The organism is Streptomyces sp. NPDC054863, assembly GCF_053610825.1.
Genome location: NZ_JBSGZD010000118.1, coordinates 2,659 through 22,537 on the forward strand (window position 1 = coordinate 2,659; position 19,879 = coordinate 22,537).

Sequence of the window (19,879 nt, forward strand, 5' to 3'; positions counted from 1 at the left end):
CTTCTGCAGCTGCTTGACGGCGGCCGGCGGGAGGTCCGTGGTGGCGATGATGAGGTCGGGCGCGAGGGCGGCGACGGTGTCCATGCTGGGCTCGCCGCGGGTGCCGATGTCCTTCGGCGCGTTCTTCAGCGGGGCTGCCTTGTCCCAGGCGGTGTAGCCCTTGACGTCGGCGACGCCGACCGGGTCGACGCCGAGCGCGACCAGGTGCTCGACGACGTCCCACTCGGTTCCGACAACCTTCTTGGCGGGGCCCTCCAGCTCCACCTTCTTGCCGGATGCGTCGGTGAGGGAGATGCGCTCGGAGGTCTTCTTCTCCGACTTGTCCGCCTTGTCCGCGGCGGGCTCGGTCGTGCCGCAGGCGCTCAGGGTGAGGGCGGCGGCGGTGGCCGCTGCAGCGGCGAGGAGGAGTCGTCTCATGACGGGGTACTGAGCCTTTCAAAGTGCGCGGTACGCGCGTTTGTGCCTGGGGCCTTGCGGGGGGGGGACCTGCGGAGTGGTGCTTGGGGGTGGTGCCGTCCTGCGGGCGGCGCGGGCCTACACGCGGGTGTCGACCTGCGCGTCGTCGCTGTCGAGCACGCGTACGCCCTCGGGTGTCCGCCGCGTGTGGTGCCGGCCGATCGCGCGGGTGCGCAGCCGTCCCGTCAGCGGATCGGTGGAGACCTCGATCCGGATGCCATACGTGTCCGTCAGCCGCTCCGGTACGAGTACGTCCTCGGGCTCTCCGTCCGAGATCACCCGTCCTGCCCGGAGCAGCACGATCCGGTCGGCGACGGCTGCCGCCTGGTCCAGGTCGTGCAGCACCACGCCGACGGCGATGCCGTGGTCGTCCGCCAAGTCCCGTATCAGGTCCAGGAGTTCCACCTGGTACCGGAGGTCGAGGTACGTCGTCGGTTCGTCCAGCAGCAGTACGCCCGTCTCCTGTGCGAGGCAGCTCGCGAGCCACACCCGCTGGAGCTGACCGCCGGAGAGGTGCTCGACGCCGCGCGCGGCGAGTTCGGTGACTCCGGTCATCTCCAGCGCCCGGTCCACGGCCGCGCTTCCGTCCGGGTCGGCCCGGCCCCAGCGCCCCCGGTAGGGGTAGCGCCCGAACTCCACGACGTCCCGCACGGAGAGCCCGCTGGGCGTGGGCCGCCCCTGGGTCAGCAGTGCGACGTGCCGCGAGAACTCACGGGGGGTCAGGGCGAATCCATCCGTCCCCTCGTCGAGGATGAGGGCCGCGTTCCGTGCCCGCTGCAGCCGTGCCACGGTCCGCAACAGCGTCGACTTCCCACTGCCGTTCGGCCCGACCAGTACGGTCACGTGTCCGGGCGACAGCACGAGGGACGCCTCGTGCACGACGTCGACACCGTCGTACGCCACGGTGACGCCCGTGGCGGCAAGGCTGTGGCCACGGCGGATCGAGGCCTGGAGGAGTTCTTCACCGACATTCACACGCCGAAGGTTAGCCTAACCTAAGCATGGCTGAAAACAGTCAGTAAAAGACCCCTGTTCGGCGGCGCACGACCGGTGAACAGGGGCCTTGTCCGGGGCGGACTCGCTCACGCCCGCCGCTGCGCCGTCAGCACTGCATGGCCCAGACGTGCGCGTCCCCGCGGTCGTTGGCGTTCGCGTTGGAGGCGACCTCCTGGCCGGGGGCCAGGCAGATCGTGCGGGCGCCGCCGGTCGACGGCCACTGGATGGCGTCCTCGTGGACGATGACGTGGTCCTTGATGCCCGGTCCCGAGATCGCGTGGTTGGCCCACGACGAGTCCGCGTCGGCGATCCAGGAATCCCACCACTCGTCGTCCCCCGACGAGGAGAAGACATTGCCGCCGAAGTTGGCGTCCGGCCAGACGCAGAAGGAACCGCTGGCGCAAGGTGCCGCGGAGGCGGGCGCGGCCAGCGCACCTCCGGCGGCGAGCAGGACAGCGGTGAACAGGGTCAGGAGTCGCTTCATGAGCGGATGCCTTTCTGGGCGTGGGCAGCTTCGGCGAGGAGGGTTCGGGCGCGGCGCAGGCCGTCTTCGCGCAGCCGCCGGTAGTCGGTGCGGTCTGCGGCGGGCGCCGCGGAGCGGAGGTTGGCGACGCGGGTCGAGACCTGGAACCAGCGCCGTTGGTCGCCGTACAGGCGGCGTTGGGCGGTGGCCAGACAGCCGTCGGTGTGCTGGCTGATCACGTGGCCGCCGGGGAGCGCGAGGGAGAGTTCGGCCCGGCCGGTCCCGAAGAGGGCGTCGGAGATCCGGTGCGCGAGGGCGGGCAAGGGGGTGGCGGCTCCGGGCCTGGGCGGGGTGAGGCCCTGGCCCGTCAGGCAGCGGTCGGTGATCAGTTGCTGGGCGGCCTTGAGCGTGTCGTCGGGACCGAGTTCGATCCGCCGCTCCGGTGCGGCGCAGCCGCCCAGTACGAAGGTGACGGCCAGGAGCAGGGCGGGCGGGCACCTCTTCGCACGGCAGCGCACGGGCCTCTTCGCGCGGGCCGACACCGACTTCCCCGCGCCGGTGGACAGGGGCCCCTTCGCACGGATGGGCACGGACACGGCGGGCGGCTCAGCCGGGCCGGCAGTCGGTGGGCCTGCTGCGCTGGACTCCGTCCAGTTTGTCCCACCACTCCCAGAAGCCGGAGTAGTCGCCCCCGTAGACGGTCCGGTAGAGACAGCCCCCTTCGCGGGGGAAGCTGAGGGCGTAGAAGGTGTCCTGGGTCTGGTTGCTGAACGACTTCGCATGCCGTTTCACATGCGGTGCGGCTTCGGCGTAGCCGGTGCCGTTGTAGCACCAGCCGCCGCCCGCACCCGTCTCTTCGGGTTCGGGCCAGAAACAGACGTATCCGGGCAGAGCCGCTTCGGCGGCGGGTACTGCGCGAGTGGTGTGTGCGGTCGCGGACGGTACGGCGGCGACCAGCGCGACGGTGGTCAACAGAGCGGCGGACAAACGCATATGAGCAAGCCCCCGAGGCAGCGGACGAACAGTGCGGTCGCAGCCTTCCACGCACAAATCGCCGCCACACCCACCGCCACTCGTAACGGTGAGTAGTCGTACCGCAGGGGCCACACAGACCGCGCGAACCCCGCACCGGGGCGAGGGGGCGACGGGCTACCTCAGGAGCCACTTCCTGGTCAGCTCCATGACCTCCGCGCGACTGTGTCCGTCGTGGTCCGCCGCGACGAGGTGCGCACCGAGTCGGAGGGAGAAGGTGATCATGCACCGGGCTTCGACGTCGCTGGGGTCGGAGCAGATGCCGGCGAAGAGGGTACGCAGGTAGGCCATGCGGCGGTTGTCCACGCGGCTCAGCCGTTCAGCGACGCTCTCGTCGCGGCGGGCCCAGTCGCGGATCGCGAGGTCGACCGGGACGCCCAGGACAGGTCCCTGTCCGGACTCGGCGGTGAGCGTGAACAGCCGCTCCAGTCTGGTCCTGGCGTCGCCCGCGCCGCTCTCGACGCGTTCGATCACCGACTCGGTGACCTCGCGCTCCCACGTGTCGAGCATTTCGGCCAGGAGCGCGTCCCGATTGCCGAAGTACCCGTAGAAACCGCCCTTGCTGACGCCGATCGCCTGGGCCAGGGGCTCGATCCGCACGGCTTCGGGGCCGCCGGCGGCGAGTGCACGCAGCCCCTCCTCGATCCAGGTGCCGCGCGGCGTACGGGCCAGGCCCATGGGTGTGTCTCCCGTCACGTCCCGCACCGTCTATACGGTGCCGTATAGGCGCTGCTAGCTTGCTGTATACGGCATCGTATAGAGAGGGGTTCGTTCATGAAACTCCCCACCACCGCCCACACCTCGCGACCCTGGCGGATTCATTCGATCGCACACGACTTCCAGCTGGAGGACGTGTGGGCGCTTCCGACACCGGGTGGTCCGGACGATCTCGCACACCTGGTGGACCAGTTCACCGACAAGCACAGCGACGGCGGGGCGACGCCCCCCGCGCACCTCTCCTCGCCCGTGTCGCGCCTGCTCTTCGCGATCCGCTGGAAGCTCGGGAAACTGCTCGGCTGGGACAAGCCGGAGAAGGGCGTCGGAGGCCGGGTGCCGTCGCTGCGGGAGCGGCTGCCCGCGGATCTGCGCGACGGACCCCGGGGGGACGATCTGCGCTCGGTGTCGTTCAAGTCGGTCTACCAGACGCACGACGAGTGGGTGGCCGAGATGGGCAACGGGACCGTGCACGGGCTGTTGCACGTCGGCTGGGTGCCGGACGGGGCGGGCGGGTACCACGGGCAGATGGCCGTACTCGTGAAGCCCAACGGGCTGGCCGGCGCCGCCTACATGGCGTTCATCAAGCCCTTCAGGTACCTGGGTGTGTACTCGGCCTTCATCCGCGGGATCGGGAGGGAGTGGGAGGCGAGTGCCGAGCGGCGGAAGGTGGCGGGCTGAGGAGCTGCCGGTCGCCCGGAGCGCTACTTGTCCACGGCCTGCCGGTCACCCGCGGCTCCGAGCGGCAGGCGGCGTGCCAGGAAGTAGCACCGTCGGGTCTCGGCCTCGTGGGCGTAGTGGGTGCGTTCCATGCGCATCTCGACGGTGAATCCGGCTGCTTCGAGGAGCGGGGCGACGTGGGCCGGGTCGAGGAAGCGGAAGTCGAGGTTCACGCCGTGTCCCCACCACTCGTCCATGTGCCGGACCTCTTCGCCGACGTGGAAGGAGAGCAGCAGCAGGCCGGACGGGCGCAGCGTCCTGTACATCTCCTCGAACGCGCGGGGCAGGTCGTCGGGGTCGAGGTGGATGATCGTGTAGAAGGCGACGGCTGAGGCGAACTCACCGTCCTCGGCCGGGAGTTCACAGAGATCACCTTCGCGGAACTCCACCTGGGGGAACCTGCGCCGCCCGGCCTCGACCATGCCTGCGGACAGGTCTATGCCGACGGTGCGCGCACCGTTCCCGGCGAGCCAGGCCGCCACGTGTCCGGGGCCGCAGCCCAGGTCGGGGCAGCATGTCATGGGCGGCCGATTCGACGAGAGGGGGCGGAAGCGGTCAACAGCCGTGCTCGGGCGGTCGGTTCATGAACCGGAAGACAGCCCGGCCGCTGCCGGCCGGGCGGTCCTAGGGTGTGCGCATGACGCGATTCGACGGATACGCCGCGCTGGTCACCGGCGCGGGCCAGGGCATCGGCGCTGCGATCGCCCGACGGTTGGCTGCGGAGGGCGCACGGGTGCTCGTCACGGACCGGGATCCGTCCCGTGCGGAGCAGGTGGCCGAAGCCGTACGCGACAGTGGCGGAGTCGCGGTGGCCCAGCCGTGCGACGTCGTCGACCGGGCTTCGGTGGAGGCAGCGGTCGGCAGGGCCGTGGAGTCCTTCGGCGGTCTCGACGTCCTGGTGAACAACGCCTACGCGTGCCATCCGGACCCGCCCCGCTTCGAGGAGGCCGAGGACGGCCCCTGGTACGAGGACTTCGAGGTCACCCTGCACGGCGCGTACCGCTGCGTCCGCGCCTGCCTCCCCCACCTGGCGGCAGCCGGCGGGCGGGGCGCGATCGTCAGCATCGGCTCGGTCAACGCGGAACAGAACTTCGGCAACCACGCGTACAGCGCGGCCAAGGCCGCTCTCGCCTCTCTGACCCGCACCCTGGCCGTCGAGTGCGCCCCGCGCGGTGTGCGCGTCAATCTCGTCGAGCCCGGCACCGTACGCACCCGCGTCTGGGACGACCGGCCCGGAGTGCTCGAACGTGCCGCGGCCCACTATCCGTTGGGGCGCGTCGGTGAGCCGGACGACATCGCGGCGGCCGTCGCCTTCCTCGCTTCGGCGGACGCGTCCTGGATCACCGGGGTGACGCTGCCCGTCGACGGAGGCCTGCTGGTGAGCAATCTGTCGATGGTGCGCTCGATGGGCGGTGGTGGCGCGGAGGGCGCGGGGCAGCGGTCCGACGGGTGACCGTGCGGCCCGGCCGACGGGTACGGGGGTTCCGATCACCTAGACTCCGCGGATGGCGAAGTACTTCGACGTGCACCCCGAAAACCCCCAGGCGCGGACCATCAAGAGCGTGGCCGAGAGCATCCGTTCCGGTGCGCTCATCGCGTATCCGACGGACTCCTGCTACGCGCTGGGATGTCAGCTCGGCAGCCGGGAAGGAATCAACCGGATCCGGTCGATCCGCAATCTCGACGACCGGCACCACTTCACTCTCATGTGTCATGACTTCGCCCAGCTGGGCCAGTTCGTGCAGCTCGACAACAAGGTGTTCCGTGCCATCAAGGCCGCGACGCCCGGCAGCTACACGTTCATCCTGCCCGCGACGAAGGAGGTGCCGCGCCAACTGCTGCACCCGAAGAAGAAGACGGTCGGAGTGCGCATCCCCGACCACGTCGTCACCCAGGCCCTGCTCGCCGAGCTCGGTGAGCCGCTGCTGTCGAGCACGCTGCTGCTGCCCGACCAGGAGGAGCCGATGACGCAGGGCTGGGAGATCAAGGAGCGCCTCGACCACGAGGTGGATGCCGTGATCGACTCCGGCGACTGCGGCACTGTGCCGACCACGGTCGTGGACTTTTCGAGCGGCGAGGCGGAGATCGTACGCCGGGGAGCGGGCGACACCGAGCGGTTCGAGTAACCCCATTCCGGTGGAGAGCCCCGGGGGGGGATCGTACGGGCGGAACCGGTGAAGGGCCGGGAGGGCGCCTTCGGGCGGAGCGCCTCCTCGGCGACCGCCACGAACTGCCGCAGAGCGGCGGATTCGTTGTCCGACCGCCAGACCGCGGCCACCAGGGCGCCCGCCAGGAGGGCCGCCCTGTCGTACCCCTCGGCCACTTGCCGCCCTCGGTCACCGCGGCGGTGGCCACTGCAAGGCCGACCGCCGACCCCACGGCGGAGCCCAAATCCTGATGAGTCGTCAGCATTCCGCCGGTCAGACCGTGGTGTTCCGGTTCGACCTCGTCGATGCCCGCGACCACCCAGGCCCGTGACGATCTCCGGCTGGGCGCCGCCCACCGTTCACTGCCGGAAGGGGCGCAGGGGCATCAGAGGCCCGGCAGCCCTCGGCGTGCCGGAGGGAGGAGGTCGGTGAGCCGGTCCGTTGGCCCGCCCGACACGCGGGTCAACGGCCGAAAGAGGCCCCCCAAAACCCCCAGGCGTGCATTAGGTTAGCCTTACCTAAGTTGCTCGCTCCGGTGATTCACCGCTGCCCCCATGGAGATTCAGCATGCGCCTGCCCCGCACCCGCGCCCCGCAGCCGACCAGCGCCGAACGCGTGCGTTCCGTACTGGCCGCCGCCCACTCGATGACGGTCGTCAGCGACGGTGTGCACACGGAGGTACGCAGGCTCGACGGCGCCGGAGTCATGAGCCGCATCCACCTCCACGAGCCGGTCGGGGTGACGGAGGACGCCCACCCCTCCCCCGGTCACTCCGGCATCGCCGACTCTCCCGAGCACGAACGCATCCCCGTCCGGCTCGAATTCACCGACATCGCGCCCACTCCGGTCCGCGACCGGGTGCGCACCCGAGTCACCCTCACCGGGCTCCTCGCCGCCCCGTACGAAACGTCGGCGGCCGACGAGAGCACCTGCATGGAGTTCGGGCAGGCCGTCATCGAGGACGCCCACGGACGCACGTACGTCACGCTCGACGCGCTGGAGCACACCTCCCCCGACCCGCTGGCCCTCTGCGAGGCCGGGATGCTGACGCATCTCCTGGACTCGCACGCCGAGTTGGTCCCCCTGCTGCTGAGGCTGGCGCCCACGCCCCGGACCGCCGCACTGACCCGCGCGCTGCCGCTGGCGATCGACCGGTACGGCCTCACGCTGCGCCTGGAGTACCCGCACACGCACACCGACGTACGGCTGCCGTTCCCCACCCCCGTGGCCGGCGCCGAGCAGGCGGGCCCGCAGATCCAGGGGTTGCTGCGGGCGGCCCGCCGGATGTCCCACCCCAACCGGCTGCCGGCCTGAGCGGCGGCCCGGCAGGCCCAGGACGCGGTGCAGGGGTCAGAGGCCGCAGATGTCGCACCCGAGCCGCTCGGCCTCCGCCCGCCAGGCCGGTTCCGGGTCGACGAAGTACTGGACCTCGCCACGGCGGTAGGCGTCGAGATGGTGCTGGATGACGGCACACCCCTCCGGTTCGGGTGTGCGGTCGGCCGACGCGCCGGGGGCGAGCAGGAGGCTGCCGGCGGCGATGACTGCGGCAACAGTCGGGGCGGTACGTACGCGCATCATGGCGGGACCTTCCTTGGCGGGCAGATCTGCGGGGCTCGGGGCAGACCTGCGGGGTGCGGAGCTGGACGGTGACGCCCAAGCTGCCGGTGCGCAACCAAGTGTGTCCGGCCCTGCTCCCAGTAGGCACCGGCAGGCACTCCTCCGCATGCCGGGCGGGATTGCCGCCTCCGTTCCCGGCAGGTACCCCGGTCAGCCGCGCCGCTCCCACTCCGGGCGGGTGAGTGCGTACTCGACCTCGCCTTCTGCGGAGCCTTCGATGACTTCCGGCCAGTCGTCCGTGTAATTGCGTACGAAGCTCAGGCCCGCCTTCTCCATCACCCGGCGCGATCCCGTGTTGACCGCCATGGTGTTGGCGGTCACCCGCGCCACCCCCAGGTCCGTGAACCCCTTGCGGATCAGGGCACGTGAGCCCTCCGTCGCATATCCCTTGCCCCAGGCCTCCTTGCCCAGCCGGTAGCCGAGCTCGACCACGGCGGCACTGCGGTCGTCCAGCGGGCGGAACTCGAACCAGCCCAGGAACGCCCCGGTGTTCCTGTCCTCTGCGGCCCAGTAGCCGCGGGTGCCGAGGCAGGGGTGGTCGTGCAGGAGCCGGGGCAGCGTCTTGGCGCGGATCGTCTCGCGGGTCGTCGGCCGGCCGCCGTTGATGTAGCGCATGACGTCGGGGTCGTTGTCCAGCGCCAGCAGGTGGTCGATGTCCGTGTCGGTCTCGGTGAAGGGGCGCAGGGCGAGGCGCTCGGTCGCCAGGAAGAGATGCATGCGGCGATCGTCACCGCCCCGCGGCGATGACGCCACCGGATTTCGGCGCCGGATTTCGGCGTCGGATTTCGGCGCCGCCTGTCGGCACTACCTGCCGGGCGCGGTGCCTGTCGGACCGGACGGCGTCGAGGGCGGCCAGGCGCCGTGCGGTGTGGTTGACCTGCCGGGGGCCGCGTGGGGAGACACGGATACGGAGTGCGGCCTTCGCCAAGGGGGCTTAACAAGCGGGAAGTTGACCGTTGTACGGTCCTTTGTGCGGTCCTTCCCTTCCGTGCAGGAGGCACGTACATTCGGCACATCAGTGACGGCCCGTCAGGGAGTGACGCCATGCCGATCGAACCCGGACTCCAGCAGTTCCTCGACCTGATTCCACCGATCGACTGGTCCCTCGACCCTGTGGACTTCCGCGCGCAGGCGGCTGCCGGACTCTCCCTCATGCCTGTCACGACAGAACTCCCGAAGGTCGTGAACGCGAGCGTCCCCGGCCCCGCCGGTGAGATTCCGGTACGCGTCTACCACCCCTCGCTCGATCCCGGACTGCCCGTCACCGTCTTCTGCCACGGCGGCGGTTTTGTGATCGGCAGTCTGGACAGCCACGACGCCCTGTGCCGGAGGACGGCGCGGGAGACCGGCTCCCTGGTGATATCGGTCGACTACCGGCTGTCTCCCGAGCACCCTTTCCCCGCCGCTCTGGAGGACGGCTTCGCCGTGTACGCGTGGGCGCGGAAACATGTGGACGCATGGGGCGGTGACCCTGAGCGCATCGCGCTCGCCGGGGACAGCGCGGGTGCCTCGATCTCGGCGGCGGTCTGCCTCATGGCACGGGACCGGGGTCTGCCGCAGCCGGTCTTCCAGCTCCTCTGGTACCCGGCGACCACGCTGGACGCCACTTCCTCGCGCACGCGCTTCGCCGAGGGGCCGATGCTCGGCAGCGACGCCATGGGGTTCTTCCATAGGCACCACTTCGGGCTGATCTCCCGCGAGGAGGCGATTCCGTACGGTGCGGTGGCGCTCGCCGGTGACCTCTCGGGCCTCGCCGCCGCGTACATCCTGGTGGCGGGCAACGATCCGCTGCTGGACGAGGGAACCGCGTACGCCCGGCGGCTGCGCGAGGCGGGCGTGCCCACCCGACTGGACGTCCAGGCGGACATGGTGCACGGGTTCCTGAGCTTCGCGGACCTGGTGCCGTCCTGCCGCACCGCGGCCCGGCCCTCGCTGACCGCCCTGCGCGCAGCCCTGTCCCATTAGGGTGGCCGTATGGCTTCGGATGCGGGAACCGTACGGGTGGACAGCTGGGTCTGGTCCGTGCGGCTCATGAAGACACGGTCGATGGCTGCTGCCGCCTGCAAAGCGGGGCACGTACGGATCAACGGGGAGCGCGCCAAGCCGGCGCAGTCGGTGCGCGTCGGTGACGAGGTGCGGGTGCGCCAGGAGGGCTGGGAGCGCGTCGTCGTCGTGTCCCAGCTCGTACGCAAGCGGGTGGGAGCGGAGCCCGCCGCCGGGTGTTTCGTGGACAAGAGCGCGCCACGTCCCCCGAAGGAGGCCATCGGCGTGGGCGTGCGGGAGCGCGGCGCCGGTCGGCCGACCAAGCGGGACCGGCGGGAGTGGCAGCAGTTGCGCGGCGGGCTCTGAGAGTCGCCCCTGCGGTCGGGGACGGGTTCCGGCCGGCAGGTCCCCGGCACACGGGCCCTGGTCGGCGAGAGCGAGGGGGCGTACAAAGCCCGAACCCTGTCGGGGGAGGATGGGGGCATGTCCCAGATGCCTCGATCTCGTACGAAGTCCAGCGCCACGGCCCCCTGCCCCTGTGGGCGTGAGCAGTCCTACGGGGACTGCTGCGGCCGTTTCCACCGCGGGGAGGCCGCGGCACCGACGGCCGAGCGCCTGATGCGCTCGCGCTACAGCGCGTTCGTGGTGCTCGACGCCGACTACCTGCTGCGGACCTGGCACCCGACGACCCGGCCGGGCGCCCTGGACCTGGATCCCGGGCAGCGCTGGACGGGGCTCGACATTCTCGCCACCTCGGACGGCTCCGCCTTCCACCAGGAAGGAATCGTGGAGTTCCGCGCCCATTTCGTCCATGAGGGCCGGGCGGACAGCCAGCACGAGGTGAGCAGGTTCGTGCGGGTCGACGGCCGTTGGTCGTACCTCGACGGTCAGAACAGCGGCAGCTGACCGGGGAACTCCGGTGTTGCGTAGCCGTCCAGGGAGGGCTGCAGCGCCAACCCCAGGGGCGCCGTACTGCGCGAACCCGGGCAGGAGATCAGCTCTGTCGTGCCCCGCGCACCAGGCGGGTCGTGGCGGGCGAAGCGAGCGGCGACGACAGCGATTTCGCGGCGGCACACGGGACATACACGGCGAGGAGACGACACGTGGATCAGTGTGCCTCATCGGCCCGCCTCCGCCTCTTCGGGCCGGGCATCCAGGCACGCCACAGGGCGCGGAGGACAGGCAAGGCAGGACGGGCCCGGGAAGGACGGGCCGCGGTGGCGTCCGGGCCGGGCAGGGGCAGCTGTGTGCGTGCCTCGTCCAGGGCCAGGGCCAGGCTCAGCCTGATCCACCTGATCTCGTCCTCCGTGTCCGCCATCAGCAGGCGGTGCACGACTTCGCGGGCGGCGGGACTGCGGGGCGCGGCGGCGACGAGTCCGGACCGGAGCCCGGCGAGGTGGGCGGCCTCCTGCGGATCGTCCAGCACCTGGTCGAGCTCGTCCTGCTCCAGGAGTGAGCTGAAGATCGCCGCCTGTTCCCAGGGGTTCTCGGTGCGCCCGAGCAGTTGGCCGAGACGCCGGCTGCGCCAGTTGCGGGCCCGCCGGTCCTCCCCCGTACCGAGCACCGTACGCATGGCCGCCGGGTAGTTGCCGGTGAGCAGTTCGGGGTGACGGGCCTTGAAGTCCGTCAGTTCCTCGACGAGGTAGAGCCAGACGACCGCCCTGTACCGGTTGAGGTAGAGCCTCGCAGGGCTGAGGTATCCGGCGCGGGCGAGGCCGGTGAACCGGGTCCGGCCGATGTGCAGGAGCGCCGCCCCCTCGGTGGTGCCTGCCGTCCGCAGCCGCTCCCTGAGCGGAGTCGCGGTCGCCTCCAACTCCCGCAGCCGGTCGACCTCTTCACGGGCCACGCGCCGCCCGCCCTCGCCCGCCATGACGGTGCGGATGCGGCCGAGCTGCACGGCAAGATCGAACTCGCCCCTCCTGAGCCCCAGCTCCTGTGCCGCGCGGACGGCGGTGACGGTGCCGTGCGGGGTGGGGGTGGTCCGCCCCGTGCCCCGCACCGGCTGAGATTCCTGGACTTCCTGTACGACCATGACGGCCCTCCCCGTGAGTTGCGAACACTCTCGGTAACGACCGTACGCTCGGCGGTCCGGATCGCGCTCGGCCTGTGGATAACCCTCAGGCCGAGCGCATTTCTGCAGGTCAGTCAGATTCCGGGCGTTCGCGCTGCTACTCCGAGATGCTCGCCGACCCTGTTGACCAGCAGCGTCATCTCGTACGCCACCTGGCCGAAGTCGGCCTCGGCGGCGCTCAGTACGCACAGACAGCTACCCTCGCCCGCCGCGGTGACGAAGAGGATCCCGTCGTCGAATTCGACCATCGTCTGACGCACCTTGCCCGCCCGGAAGTGCCGCCCCGATCCCTTCGCCAGGCTGTGCAGTCCCGAGGAGACGGCGGCGAGATGCTCCGCGTCCGCCCGTTCCAGCCCGGCACTCGCCCCGGTCACCAGTCCGTCGCTGGAGAGGACCAGTGCGTGCCGGATGTGCTGGATCCGGTTCGTCAGGTCGTCGAGCAGCCAGTCAAGTCCCTTGTTCAGCGCCATGGTTCGGCTCTCCCCGCTCATTCGTTCCCCGTGTCCCCTGTTCTCCCGCAAGCCTTACCCACTGTCGGCGTGGCGGCAAGCAGATCGGATCACTCGGGAAGCGGTGGCCGACGGGGTACGGCGAGGAGGCCCGGTCAGCCCAGCGATTCGAGCATGCGCGTCGTGTGCACGCGTCCCGCGTACTCGACCAGCCGGATCAGCACCTCCTTGCCCGAGTCACGGTCGCGTGCGTCGCACAGCACCACGGGGGTTCCCCGGTCGAGGTCGAGGGCCTGGGAGACTTCGCGCGCCCCGTAGGACTGCGCGCCTGCGAAGCAGTTGACCGCCACGACGAAGGGAATGCGGCGGTCCTCGAAGTAGTCCACCGCGAAGAAGCTGTCGGCGAGCCTGCGGGTGTCGGCGACGACGACGGCGCCGAGCGCACCCTGCGAGAGGTCGTCCCACAGGAACCAGAAGCGGTCCTGGCCCGGGGTGCCGAACAGGTAGAGCGACAGCCCGGACCGGATGGTGATGCGGCCGAAGTCCATGGCGACGGTCGTCGCGGCCTTGCGGTGGACGGCGGCGGTGTCGTCCACCGACTCCCCCGCCTCGCTGAGCAGTTCCTCGGTGCGCAGCGGCCGTATCTCGCTCACGGAGCCGACCAGGGTGGTCTTGCCGACTCCGAAGCCGCCCGCGACCAGTATTTTCAGTGCCAGGGGTGCACTGTCCGCTTGCGCGGCTTCGGTTTCGACTTCGACTTCGGCTTCGGCTTCGGGGGCTCCGAACTCGGCGGCGCCGGTTGAGGGAGCTCCGGATTCGCCGGCGCCGCCGTTGTCGGCGGGGGTGCGGTCGGAAGCGGCGGGGCTGTCGTTCCGCTGGGAGCCCTCGGGAACCACGGGAACCATGGGGGACTTCTTTCGGCTGTCGGGCTGGGTCGGGAATCCGCACCGCCTGCGCCCGGGCGGATGCCGGGGCTTCCTCCGTCCTGTGGCGCGGTGTTCAGAGGGCGCGCAGGCCTTCGATCATTTCCTGCACGGGCAGTTCCGCGGGCGGGACGGTGGGGCGGGCGGGGCCGTTCAGCGCCAACCGGCCTGCGGCGAGGAGGTCGTTCAGGAGGGTGCGTACGACACCGGTGGGCAGGTCAGTCGCCACGGCGAGTTCCGCGACGGTCCGGGGTCCGGTGCGGCAGAGCGTGAACAGCGTGTGGTGGGCGCGGCCGAGCAGGGCAGGGTCCGGTTCGCCGGTGCCCGTCACGGCGGTGAGCTGGGCAACGAGGTCGAGAGGCGTGTCGGCCTGGCCCGGTGCGGCGCGCATGCCGGACTGCGCATAGGGGCGTACGAGTGGGCCTGCATCGGCGTCGTACCACTGGGTGCTGCCTTCGGCGGCCCTCTGATGCTCGATCATCCGTGGCTCTCTCCGGCTCCGGCGGTGCGGTGCGATGTGCCCCGTGGATTCCGGACGGTAGTGCCGACGGGGTGCGATCCCGCCGCCGGTTTCGAAAGCATGCGGAATGTGGCGGGAACGTTGCCGCGGGAGATCATGTGGTCATGACCGATGACCACATGCAGGTTCAGGAGTTCTTCGGTGCCCGCGCCGCCCGTTGGGACGCGCGCTTCGCGGGCGACGGTCCCGCGTACGAGGCGGCCGTTGCCTCTTTGAGGCTGCGGCCCTCAGACTCCGTGCTGGACGCGGGATGCGGGACGGGGCGGGCCCTGCCGTACCTGAGGAAGGCCGTGGGTCAGGCCGGCACGGTGCTGGGCGCCGACCTGACCCGGGAGATGCTGGACGAGGCGGCCCGCGCGGGGCGCGGGGCGGCTGCGCAGCTGCTGCAGGCCGACGTCGCACGGCTGCCGATCGCGGCGGGCGCCCTGGACGCGGTGTTCGCCGCGGGGCTGATCTCGCATCTCGCCCACCCCGGGGAGGACCTGCGCGAGCTGGCCCGCGCCGTACGCCCCGGCGGCCTGCTCGCACTGTTCCACCCGGTGGGCAGGGCCGCCCTGGCGGCGCGGCAGGGACGGCAGATCAGCGAGGACGACCTGCGGGCCGAGTCCCGTCTGCGCCCGCTGCTGGGCGGCTCGGGGTGGCGCCTGCTGTCGTACGTCGACGAGGACAGCAGGTTCCTGGCGGTGGCGGCCCGCACGGAGTGACGGGCCCGGCCCCCGGGCGGGCCCGCCGTTCCGCTACTGGGTGCGTTGCTGGTGGGGCACCGGGCAGCCGCGTACGCCGGGGACCGGGAAGGTGCCCAGGGCGGCGACCTCGTAGCCGTTCGGATATCCCTTGATCTCGGGGTTCTGGCGGGCGTAGTGGGGCGCGCGGCGCGGCGGCAGCAGACGTACCGTCCGCGCGCGCAGCCGCAGGGCGCCCCGGACCGCCGTGCGGGTCAGCGGGTGCGGGCGCTCGTACCGGAAGGCCCGCAGCAGCGAGTCGTCGAGGAGGGCGCGGGCCGCGCCCCGGACGACGCCCGCCAGCGGAGCCGGGTACCAGGAGGCCATGAGGTCGAGGGTCGCGTCGGAGACCCTGCGGGCGCCTTCGTCCCAACCGAAGTGGTCCGCCTCATAGAGGTCGAGGCAGCGCTCGAACTCCTCGTACGTCTGCGGGAGTTCCTGGATGCCCATGTGGGTTCCGAGGGTGCGGTAGTACGCCGCCGAGGCGCGCAGTTCGTGGTCGGAGAGCCTGCGCCAGCCGTAGGCGTCGATCCACCGCTTGGGGGTGACGACGAACGTGCACAGGACGTAGCGCATGTCGTCGTTGCCGATGTCGTAGCTGCGGTGCATCCGGTTGATGCGGCGGATGGCGGTGCGGCCCTCCTCGCTGCCGAAGCCGTGCTCGACGACGGTGTCCAGGAGAAGGGCGGTGTCGTCGTAGCGCTTCTGCGACCGGTCGGTCAGCTCCGCGGTCTCGGCGAGGAGGCGTCCGATGCCGGGCACCGCATAGGTGCGGTAGAGGGCCAGTTCCAGGGCTCTGGTGAAGTCCCACGGGAATTCGTAGGTGGAGGTGATCCGGTAGATCTGCAGGAAGTCCCGCTCGGGGTCGAGCTGTTGTATCTGCCGGAGCCGCTCGTAGCGCTTCACCACGCGTCGCCCTTCTGCCGTGTCGTGCGGCTGCCTCGTCGTCACGGCCGCCGTGCTGTCGAAGGCGCAACCCTACGTCGGGCGGGCACACTTGAGGAGTCGACCGATCCACTGCTCACGGGACGTGATCCGGGTGCTCAACAGAATCAGGCGGATAGTCCGATCGTTGCAGGCGCCGCGACAGGAGGAGTTCCGGGCCGCGCCGGAACCCAGGCGGCGGCACAACCTCTTTGAGGCGGCGGCCGTGTACGTGGCCGCCTGCGCGGAGGACGACGAGCCGCGCAGTGACGAGGCGGCCGGGTGGGTCTCGCCCGAGGCCCTGTCGTTCGGGGTGACGGAACTGGCGTGCCGGGCGGTGATCGCGCTCGCGCGCGAGCGCGACGAGCCGCCCCAGAGCGTGGCCCGCAGCCTGCTGGGGCTTCCCGCGGCCTGACCGTGGGAGGTGCAAGGTCCGACGGTGGAAGCCCCGGCCCGACCAGGGGGTCGACGATCCGGTTACCGGCTGGTTAAGGTGCGCCGACGACCGATCATCTGGGGAGGGTGCCGTGACCGGGACGGAAGCTGCCGGGGACGACGAGCTGTTCGTGCTCACCGCGGTCCTGCTGACGCCTGCGCAGTTCCCGAGCGTACTCGGTGACGACTTCCCCGCTGCGTGTGCGGCGCTCGGTCTGGAGCCGATCGGCACGGGGTACGGGCTGGTCTTCGGCCAGGACGGCGGCGGCGCCCGCTGGACCGTGGCCGTCGACGACGTGTCGTTGGTGGCGGTGGCCATCGCGTCCTGGGACTGCGGCATGGAGTACGACCTGTCGCCGCCGGAGCGCTCGGTGGTGGCCGCGCTGCCGGGCTGGCCGCTCGCCCTCGCCGTCTCGGCGCCGGGGGTGCCCGCGCCGCACAACCCCGCGCCGGAGGACGACGGGGCCGACGGTACGCATCCTGTGCTCACACCGCCCGACACCGAGGTGTGGGGGCCCGCGCAGCGCAGGCTGGGGGCCGACGAGATCGGACGGCAGTGGGCGACGTGGCGCGGGCAGCTCGACGAGGAGAGCGGCACCGAGTCGTTCGAGGGCACGGAGGGCGAGCTGCATCCGGGCGTGCGGAAGGTGATCGACGCGCTGCACGGGTACGTCGCCGAGCCGCCACCACCGGGTCGGGTGCGGTCGGCTTTCGCCACGAGCGAGGCGCGGACGCTGCGGGCCGACGGGCCCGGCTGGTCGTTCGTGGCCAGGACGGACGACATCGCGTTCCTGCTGCTGGACGACGAGCCCGGTGAGGTTCTTCCGTTGGGCCGGGGCGCGGAACTGCCGGGGCTGCTGGAGTCGTTGGACAAGCTGGCCGTACGGCCGTCCTGACACCCCGGGACGGTAGGCCGGCCGGCGCCCGGGGCACCGGCTCCGGCACCGGCACCGAGGGCAGTCGCGGTCGCGGTGACGACAGCGGTCGGTAGCGGCAGCGGTCAGACGCGTTCGAGCGGGCGGTACGGCGCGGCGGGGAGCACGACGCCGATGGCGTCGCCCGGCCGGATCGTCCCGCCGGTGCGGACGATGCTCATGATTCCGGCCTTGCGGACGATGTTGCCGTCGGCGTCACGGCCGACGACCTGCTTGAGCAGTCCGTCCTGGAAGGTGTCGATCTGGAGGCACGGGTTGCGCAGCCCGGTGACCTCCACCACCGCCTCGTCGCCGAGGTGCAGCAGGGTACCGACGGGCAGGGCGAGCAGGTCGATGCCGCTGGTGGTGACGTTCTCGCCGAGCTGGCCGGGCTCGACATCGAAGCCCGCTTCGTACACCTCGTCGAAGAGCTCCCGGTGGATGAGGTGGACCTGGCGCAGGTTAGGCCGGGTGGGATCCTGAGCCACCCGGGAGCGGTGCTTGACCGTCACTCCCGCGTGGACATCGCCCTCGACCCCGAGTCCGGCCAGCAGCGTGATGCTGTCGCGGTTCGGCTTGGTGAACGAGTAGGCGCCGTTGCTGCTGACCGCCTCGACCGTTGCCCCCATGGCGGAGCTCCCCTTCTCCCGTACGGATGTTCCTCCGTGAGCCGGTCCGGGGCGGGGCAAGCCCGTCGGGCCGGACGGCGCGGCCCGGGCGGGGTCAGGCCGGACGGCGCGGCCCCGACGGGCTCAGCGGCCGAGCTCCTTGCGGGTGATCCGCTGCAGCCTGCGGCGCTGGGTCTTGTCCAGCATCAGATAGGCGGCGACGGGCACACCCACCATGACCAGCAGGGCGGGCCAGAATCCGATGAACCATATGAGGGCGATGCCTACGACGACACCACCGGTCGCGACCTTTGCGCTCTTCGACATCTCGACGCCTCCTCCGCGGCTGCTGCCGCTCCTGCTTCTCACAACGTACGCCGGGCCGCGTCGGTTCCGCCCCGGCACCGGTTCAGGCGCCCCGACCGGAGACCGCACTTTCCGTACGGGGCATTGCACTCTCCGTACGCGAGCCGGTGTCCGGGGATTTGTCCCGCAGGGGTTCGCCGACCTCGTGCATGTGACCCAGTGCCTGCCGGTAGGAGTCGATCAGCCCGGTCTCCGCGTACGGAAGGCCGACCTCGTGGCAGTGGGCACGCACCAGGGGCTGGGCGAGCCGCAGGTGCGGGCGGGGCATGTTCGGGAACAGGTGGTGCTCGATCTGGTAGTTGAGGCCGCCGAGGAACCAGTCGGTGACAGGTCCGCCGCGCACGTTGCGCGAGGTGACGACCTGGCGGCGCAGGTGGCCCCAGCGTTCGCCGTCGGGGTCGGGCATTTCCATGCCCTTGTGGTTGGGCGCGAAGGCCATGCCCAGCTGGAGGCCGAAGAAGGCGTGGTGCACGAGGGCGAAGACGAGTGCGGTGAGCGGCGACATGGTGGTCAGCAACAGCGCTGCGTAGAGCCCGAGATGGGCGACCAGGAGGGCTGCCTCGGCCTTGCGCTCGCGCACGTCCTGGCGGCGCAGGTCCTGGAATCCGTACACCTTCAGGGCGATGCCTTCGAGCAGCAGCATGGGGAAGAACAGCCGGGCCTGGTGGCGGGCGAGCCAGCGCGCGAAGCCCTCTCGGCCCGCGGCCTGCTTCTGGGTCCAGACCAGGGCTCCGACACCGACGTCCGGGTCCTTCTCGACGTGGTTGGGGTTGGCGTGGTGGCGGTTGTGCTTCTCGTTCCACCAGGCCTGGCTCATGCCGAGGAGCAGGTTGGCGTGGATGAGGGAGAGGCACCGGCCGGCCCGGCGGCTGCTCGCTATCTGGGCGTGACCTGCGTCGTGGCTCAGGTAGGCGGTGCGTGTCCACACGAGGGAGAACGGGACAGTGAGGAGCAGTACCCACCAGGTGTGGCCGAGGAGGACGATGCCCGTGATCACCGCGGCCAGACCGGCCAGGTTCACGCCGATGCGCGCGGCGTACCACCCGTGGCGGCGCTCCAGCAGCCCCGCTCCCCGGACAGCGCGCAGAAGTGGCGCGAAGTCACTGCCTGGGGATGCACCGGAGGAGTGCTCCGATGCGGCGACGATGGCCTGGGGCATACGGGGACTCCGGTCTCTGGAGGCGCACTTGGAAAATGCGGCGCCCGACTCTCGGAGAATCTACGGATCAAAACCGTTTCCGGCCATGACGGCACCACCCGGAGGATGCGGGGGCCTGCCCCCTTGCGCTGGTGTCACTGGGTACACCCTCGCGGGATGCGGCGGTGGCCAGGGACCGCCTCAAGAGGTGCCGCCGACGACCGGCGCAAGGGTCGCGTCGGGCTCATCGGGCTCATCGGGCCCGTCAGGGCCGTCAGGCCCGTCAGGCCCGTCAGGCCCGTCAGGGCAGGAACGACTCCAGTTCCGAGCGGAGGTCGCTGGGGAGCTCCGTGGGGAAGTCGGACGGCAGCTCCGTGGGGAAGTCCGACGGAAGCGTCGGGAAGTCGGACGGCAGCTCCGTCGGAAGGCTGGTGGGGAACTCGCTCGGCAGGCTGAAGGAGGGGCCCGGCTTGGTGGTGCTGGTGGCGGGCGCCCCCGGCTGTCCGGACTTCTCGCCGCCGGTCACGACGAGCACGACCGCCACGACGGCGGCCACGGCCACCAGGACGGCGAGCAGGATCACCAGCGGCCGGCGGCCTCCGGGGCCCCGGGACGGCCCGCCGGGGCCCTGGTCCTCCGGGGGCCAGCCGGAACCTCCGCCCGCGGTCGGCGGGCCGTAAC

At 71.1% G+C, this 19,879-nt stretch carries 29 protein-coding genes; 10 read left to right on the plus strand and 19 right to left on the minus strand.

All coding sequences use genetic code 11. The annotated features are described in order from the left end of the window. The 6 genes from ACWGIG_RS21235 to ACWGIG_RS21260 form a co-directional block, all read right to left on the minus strand. Positions 1-417 (minus strand): ABC transporter substrate-binding protein (locus ACWGIG_RS21235; RefSeq protein WP_453323192.1); only part of this gene is annotated, 417 nt, incomplete at its 3' end. A gap of 117 nt (positions 418-534) precedes the next feature. Then, positions 535-1,431: an ABC transporter ATP-binding protein gene (locus tag ACWGIG_RS21240; RefSeq protein WP_453323193.1), complete on the minus strand. Its 897-nt coding sequence runs from the start codon at positions 1,429-1,431 to the stop codon at positions 535-537. Between the two features lie 127 nt (positions 1,432-1,558). Next, positions 1,559-1,936, minus strand: a complete 378-nt coding sequence (locus tag ACWGIG_RS21245; protein ID WP_453323194.1) for a peptidase inhibitor family I36 protein — start codon at positions 1,934-1,936, stop codon at positions 1,559-1,561. Then, on the minus strand, positions 1,933-2,511 hold the full coding sequence (locus tag ACWGIG_RS21250) for a hypothetical protein (RefSeq protein ID WP_453323195.1): 579 nt from the start codon (positions 2,509-2,511) through the stop codon (positions 1,933-1,935). Before ACWGIG_RS21250 ends, ACWGIG_RS21245 begins: the two co-directional genes overlap by 4 nt. A gap of 10 nt (positions 2,512-2,521) precedes the next feature. Continuing rightward, positions 2,522-2,902 carry a hypothetical protein gene (locus ACWGIG_RS21255; protein WP_453323196.1) on the minus strand — a complete coding sequence of 127 codons (381 nt, stop codon included), beginning with the start codon at positions 2,900-2,902 and terminating at the stop codon, positions 2,522-2,524. A gap of 162 nt (positions 2,903-3,064) precedes the next feature. Further along, entirely contained in the window at positions 3,065-3,625 is a 561-nt protein-coding gene (locus ACWGIG_RS21260; protein ID WP_453323218.1) for a TetR/AcrR family transcriptional regulator, read from the minus strand. Between the two features lie 96 nt (positions 3,626-3,721). Here ACWGIG_RS21260 and ACWGIG_RS21265 point away from each other — a divergent pair, with 96 nt between their 5' ends. Beyond that, positions 3,722-4,342, plus strand: coding sequence for a DUF2867 domain-containing protein (locus ACWGIG_RS21265; RefSeq protein ID WP_453323197.1), 621 nt, complete (start codon positions 3,722-3,724; stop codon positions 4,340-4,342). A 23-nt stretch (positions 4,343-4,365) separates the two neighbouring features. On the opposite strand, the gene ACWGIG_RS21270 is transcribed toward ACWGIG_RS21265, so the two are convergent. Beyond that, positions 4,366-4,902 (minus strand): class I SAM-dependent methyltransferase, encoded by a 537-nt coding sequence (locus tag ACWGIG_RS21270; protein WP_453323198.1) that lies wholly within the window; start codon positions 4,900-4,902, stop codon positions 4,366-4,368. A 116-nt stretch (positions 4,903-5,018) separates the two neighbouring features. On the opposite strand from ACWGIG_RS21270, the gene ACWGIG_RS21275 reads away from it, so the two are divergent. The 3 genes from ACWGIG_RS21275 to ACWGIG_RS21285 all read left to right on the plus strand — a co-directional run bounded on the left by ACWGIG_RS21275 (position 5,019) and on the right by ACWGIG_RS21285 (position 7,842). After that, positions 5,019-5,834, plus strand: a complete 816-nt coding sequence (locus ACWGIG_RS21275) for an SDR family NAD(P)-dependent oxidoreductase (RefSeq protein ID WP_453323199.1) — start codon at positions 5,019-5,021, stop codon at positions 5,832-5,834. Between the two features lie 52 nt (positions 5,835-5,886). Further along, positions 5,887-6,507: an L-threonylcarbamoyladenylate synthase gene (locus ACWGIG_RS21280; protein WP_453323200.1), complete on the plus strand. Its 621-nt coding sequence runs from the start codon at positions 5,887-5,889 to the stop codon at positions 6,505-6,507. Between the two features lie 588 nt (positions 6,508-7,095). Continuing rightward, a complete protein-coding gene (locus ACWGIG_RS21285; protein ID WP_453323201.1) occupies positions 7,096-7,842 on the plus strand; it encodes a DUF2470 domain-containing protein in 747 nt (248 codons plus the stop codon). Between the two features lie 36 nt (positions 7,843-7,878). Here ACWGIG_RS21285 and ACWGIG_RS21290 read toward each other — a convergent pair whose 3' ends face one another. Beyond that, positions 7,879-8,106, minus strand: coding sequence for a hypothetical protein (locus tag ACWGIG_RS21290; RefSeq protein ID WP_453323202.1), 228 nt, complete (start codon positions 8,104-8,106; stop codon positions 7,879-7,881). Positions 8,107-8,295: 189 nt separating this feature from the next. Next, entirely contained in the window at positions 8,296-8,862 is a 567-nt protein-coding gene (locus ACWGIG_RS21295) for a GNAT family N-acetyltransferase (RefSeq protein WP_453323203.1), read from the minus strand. 327 nt (positions 8,863-9,189) lie between these two features. Between ACWGIG_RS21295 and ACWGIG_RS21300 the strand changes: the two genes are divergently transcribed. The 3 genes from ACWGIG_RS21300 to ACWGIG_RS21310 all read left to right on the plus strand — a co-directional run bounded on the left by ACWGIG_RS21300 (position 9,190) and on the right by ACWGIG_RS21310 (position 11,034). Beyond that, complete coding sequence (locus ACWGIG_RS21300; RefSeq protein ID WP_453323204.1) at positions 9,190-10,110, plus strand: alpha/beta hydrolase; 921 nt, start codon at positions 9,190-9,192, stop codon at positions 10,108-10,110. 9 nt (positions 10,111-10,119) lie between these two features. Beyond that, positions 10,120-10,494, plus strand: a complete 375-nt coding sequence (locus tag ACWGIG_RS21305) for an RNA-binding S4 domain-containing protein (RefSeq protein ID WP_453323205.1) — start codon at positions 10,120-10,122, stop codon at positions 10,492-10,494. 117 nt (positions 10,495-10,611) lie between these two features. Further along, entirely contained in the window at positions 10,612-11,034 is a 423-nt protein-coding gene (locus ACWGIG_RS21310; RefSeq protein WP_453323206.1) for a YchJ family protein, read from the plus strand. Here ACWGIG_RS21310 and ACWGIG_RS21315 read toward each other — a convergent pair. The 5 genes from ACWGIG_RS21315 to ACWGIG_RS21335 form a co-directional block, all read right to left on the minus strand. Then, the gene (locus ACWGIG_RS21315; protein WP_453323207.1) at positions 11,016-11,231 is read right to left on the minus strand and encodes a hypothetical protein; all 216 of its coding nucleotides are present in this window, start codon (positions 11,229-11,231) and stop codon (positions 11,016-11,018) included. The two genes, ACWGIG_RS21310 and ACWGIG_RS21315, sit on opposite strands and share 19 nt — an antisense overlap. A gap of 5 nt (positions 11,232-11,236) precedes the next feature. Continuing rightward, positions 11,237-12,160, minus strand: a complete 924-nt coding sequence (locus ACWGIG_RS21320; RefSeq protein ID WP_453323208.1) for a DUF6397 family protein — start codon at positions 12,158-12,160, stop codon at positions 11,237-11,239. Between the two features lie 113 nt (positions 12,161-12,273). Next, the gene (locus ACWGIG_RS21325) at positions 12,274-12,669 is read right to left on the minus strand and encodes a roadblock/LC7 domain-containing protein (protein ID WP_453323209.1); all 396 of its coding nucleotides are present in this window, start codon (positions 12,667-12,669) and stop codon (positions 12,274-12,276) included. 134 nt (positions 12,670-12,803) lie between these two features. After that, positions 12,804-13,553, minus strand: coding sequence for a GTP-binding protein (locus tag ACWGIG_RS21330; RefSeq protein WP_453323210.1), 750 nt, complete (start codon positions 13,551-13,553; stop codon positions 12,804-12,806). Between the two features lie 94 nt (positions 13,554-13,647). After that, positions 13,648-14,052 carry a DUF742 domain-containing protein gene (locus ACWGIG_RS21335; protein ID WP_453323211.1) on the minus strand — a complete coding sequence of 135 codons (405 nt, stop codon included), beginning with the start codon at positions 14,050-14,052 and terminating at the stop codon, positions 13,648-13,650. 143 nt (positions 14,053-14,195) lie between these two features. Here ACWGIG_RS21335 and ACWGIG_RS21340 point away from each other — a divergent pair, with 143 nt between their 5' ends. After that, positions 14,196-14,795: a class I SAM-dependent methyltransferase gene (locus ACWGIG_RS21340; protein ID WP_453323212.1), complete on the plus strand. Its 600-nt coding sequence runs from the start codon at positions 14,196-14,198 to the stop codon at positions 14,793-14,795. A 33-nt stretch (positions 14,796-14,828) separates the two neighbouring features. Here ACWGIG_RS21340 and ACWGIG_RS21345 read toward each other — a convergent pair whose 3' ends face one another. Then, complete coding sequence (locus ACWGIG_RS21345) at positions 14,829-15,722, minus strand: oxygenase MpaB family protein (protein ID WP_453323219.1); 894 nt, start codon at positions 15,720-15,722, stop codon at positions 14,829-14,831. Between the two features lie 163 nt (positions 15,723-15,885). Here ACWGIG_RS21345 and ACWGIG_RS21350 point away from each other — a divergent pair, with 163 nt between their 5' ends. Both ACWGIG_RS21350 and ACWGIG_RS21355 read left to right on the plus strand, forming a co-directional pair. Continuing rightward, a complete protein-coding gene (locus ACWGIG_RS21350) occupies positions 15,886-16,152 on the plus strand; it encodes a hypothetical protein (protein ID WP_453323213.1) in 267 nt (88 codons plus the stop codon). A 112-nt stretch (positions 16,153-16,264) separates the two neighbouring features. Then, positions 16,265-17,068 (plus strand): hypothetical protein, encoded by an 804-nt coding sequence (locus ACWGIG_RS21355; RefSeq protein WP_453323214.1) that lies wholly within the window; start codon positions 16,265-16,267, stop codon positions 17,066-17,068. A gap of 104 nt (positions 17,069-17,172) precedes the next feature. On the opposite strand, the gene ACWGIG_RS21360 is transcribed toward ACWGIG_RS21355, so the two are convergent. The 4 genes from ACWGIG_RS21360 to ACWGIG_RS21375 all read right to left on the minus strand — a co-directional run. Then, positions 17,173-17,715 (minus strand): MOSC domain-containing protein, encoded by a 543-nt coding sequence (locus ACWGIG_RS21360; RefSeq protein WP_453323215.1) that lies wholly within the window; start codon positions 17,713-17,715, stop codon positions 17,173-17,175. A gap of 123 nt (positions 17,716-17,838) precedes the next feature. Then, a complete protein-coding gene (locus tag ACWGIG_RS21365) occupies positions 17,839-18,021 on the minus strand; it encodes a hypothetical protein (protein WP_362418994.1) in 183 nt (60 codons plus the stop codon). An 82-nt stretch (positions 18,022-18,103) separates the two neighbouring features. Further along, positions 18,104-19,219: a fatty acid desaturase family protein gene (locus tag ACWGIG_RS21370; protein ID WP_453323216.1), complete on the minus strand. Its 1,116-nt coding sequence runs from the start codon at positions 19,217-19,219 to the stop codon at positions 18,104-18,106. A 280-nt stretch (positions 19,220-19,499) separates the two neighbouring features. Continuing rightward, the coding region (locus ACWGIG_RS21375; RefSeq protein WP_453323217.1) for a hypothetical protein at positions 19,500-19,879 on the minus strand (380 nt) is incomplete at its 5' end.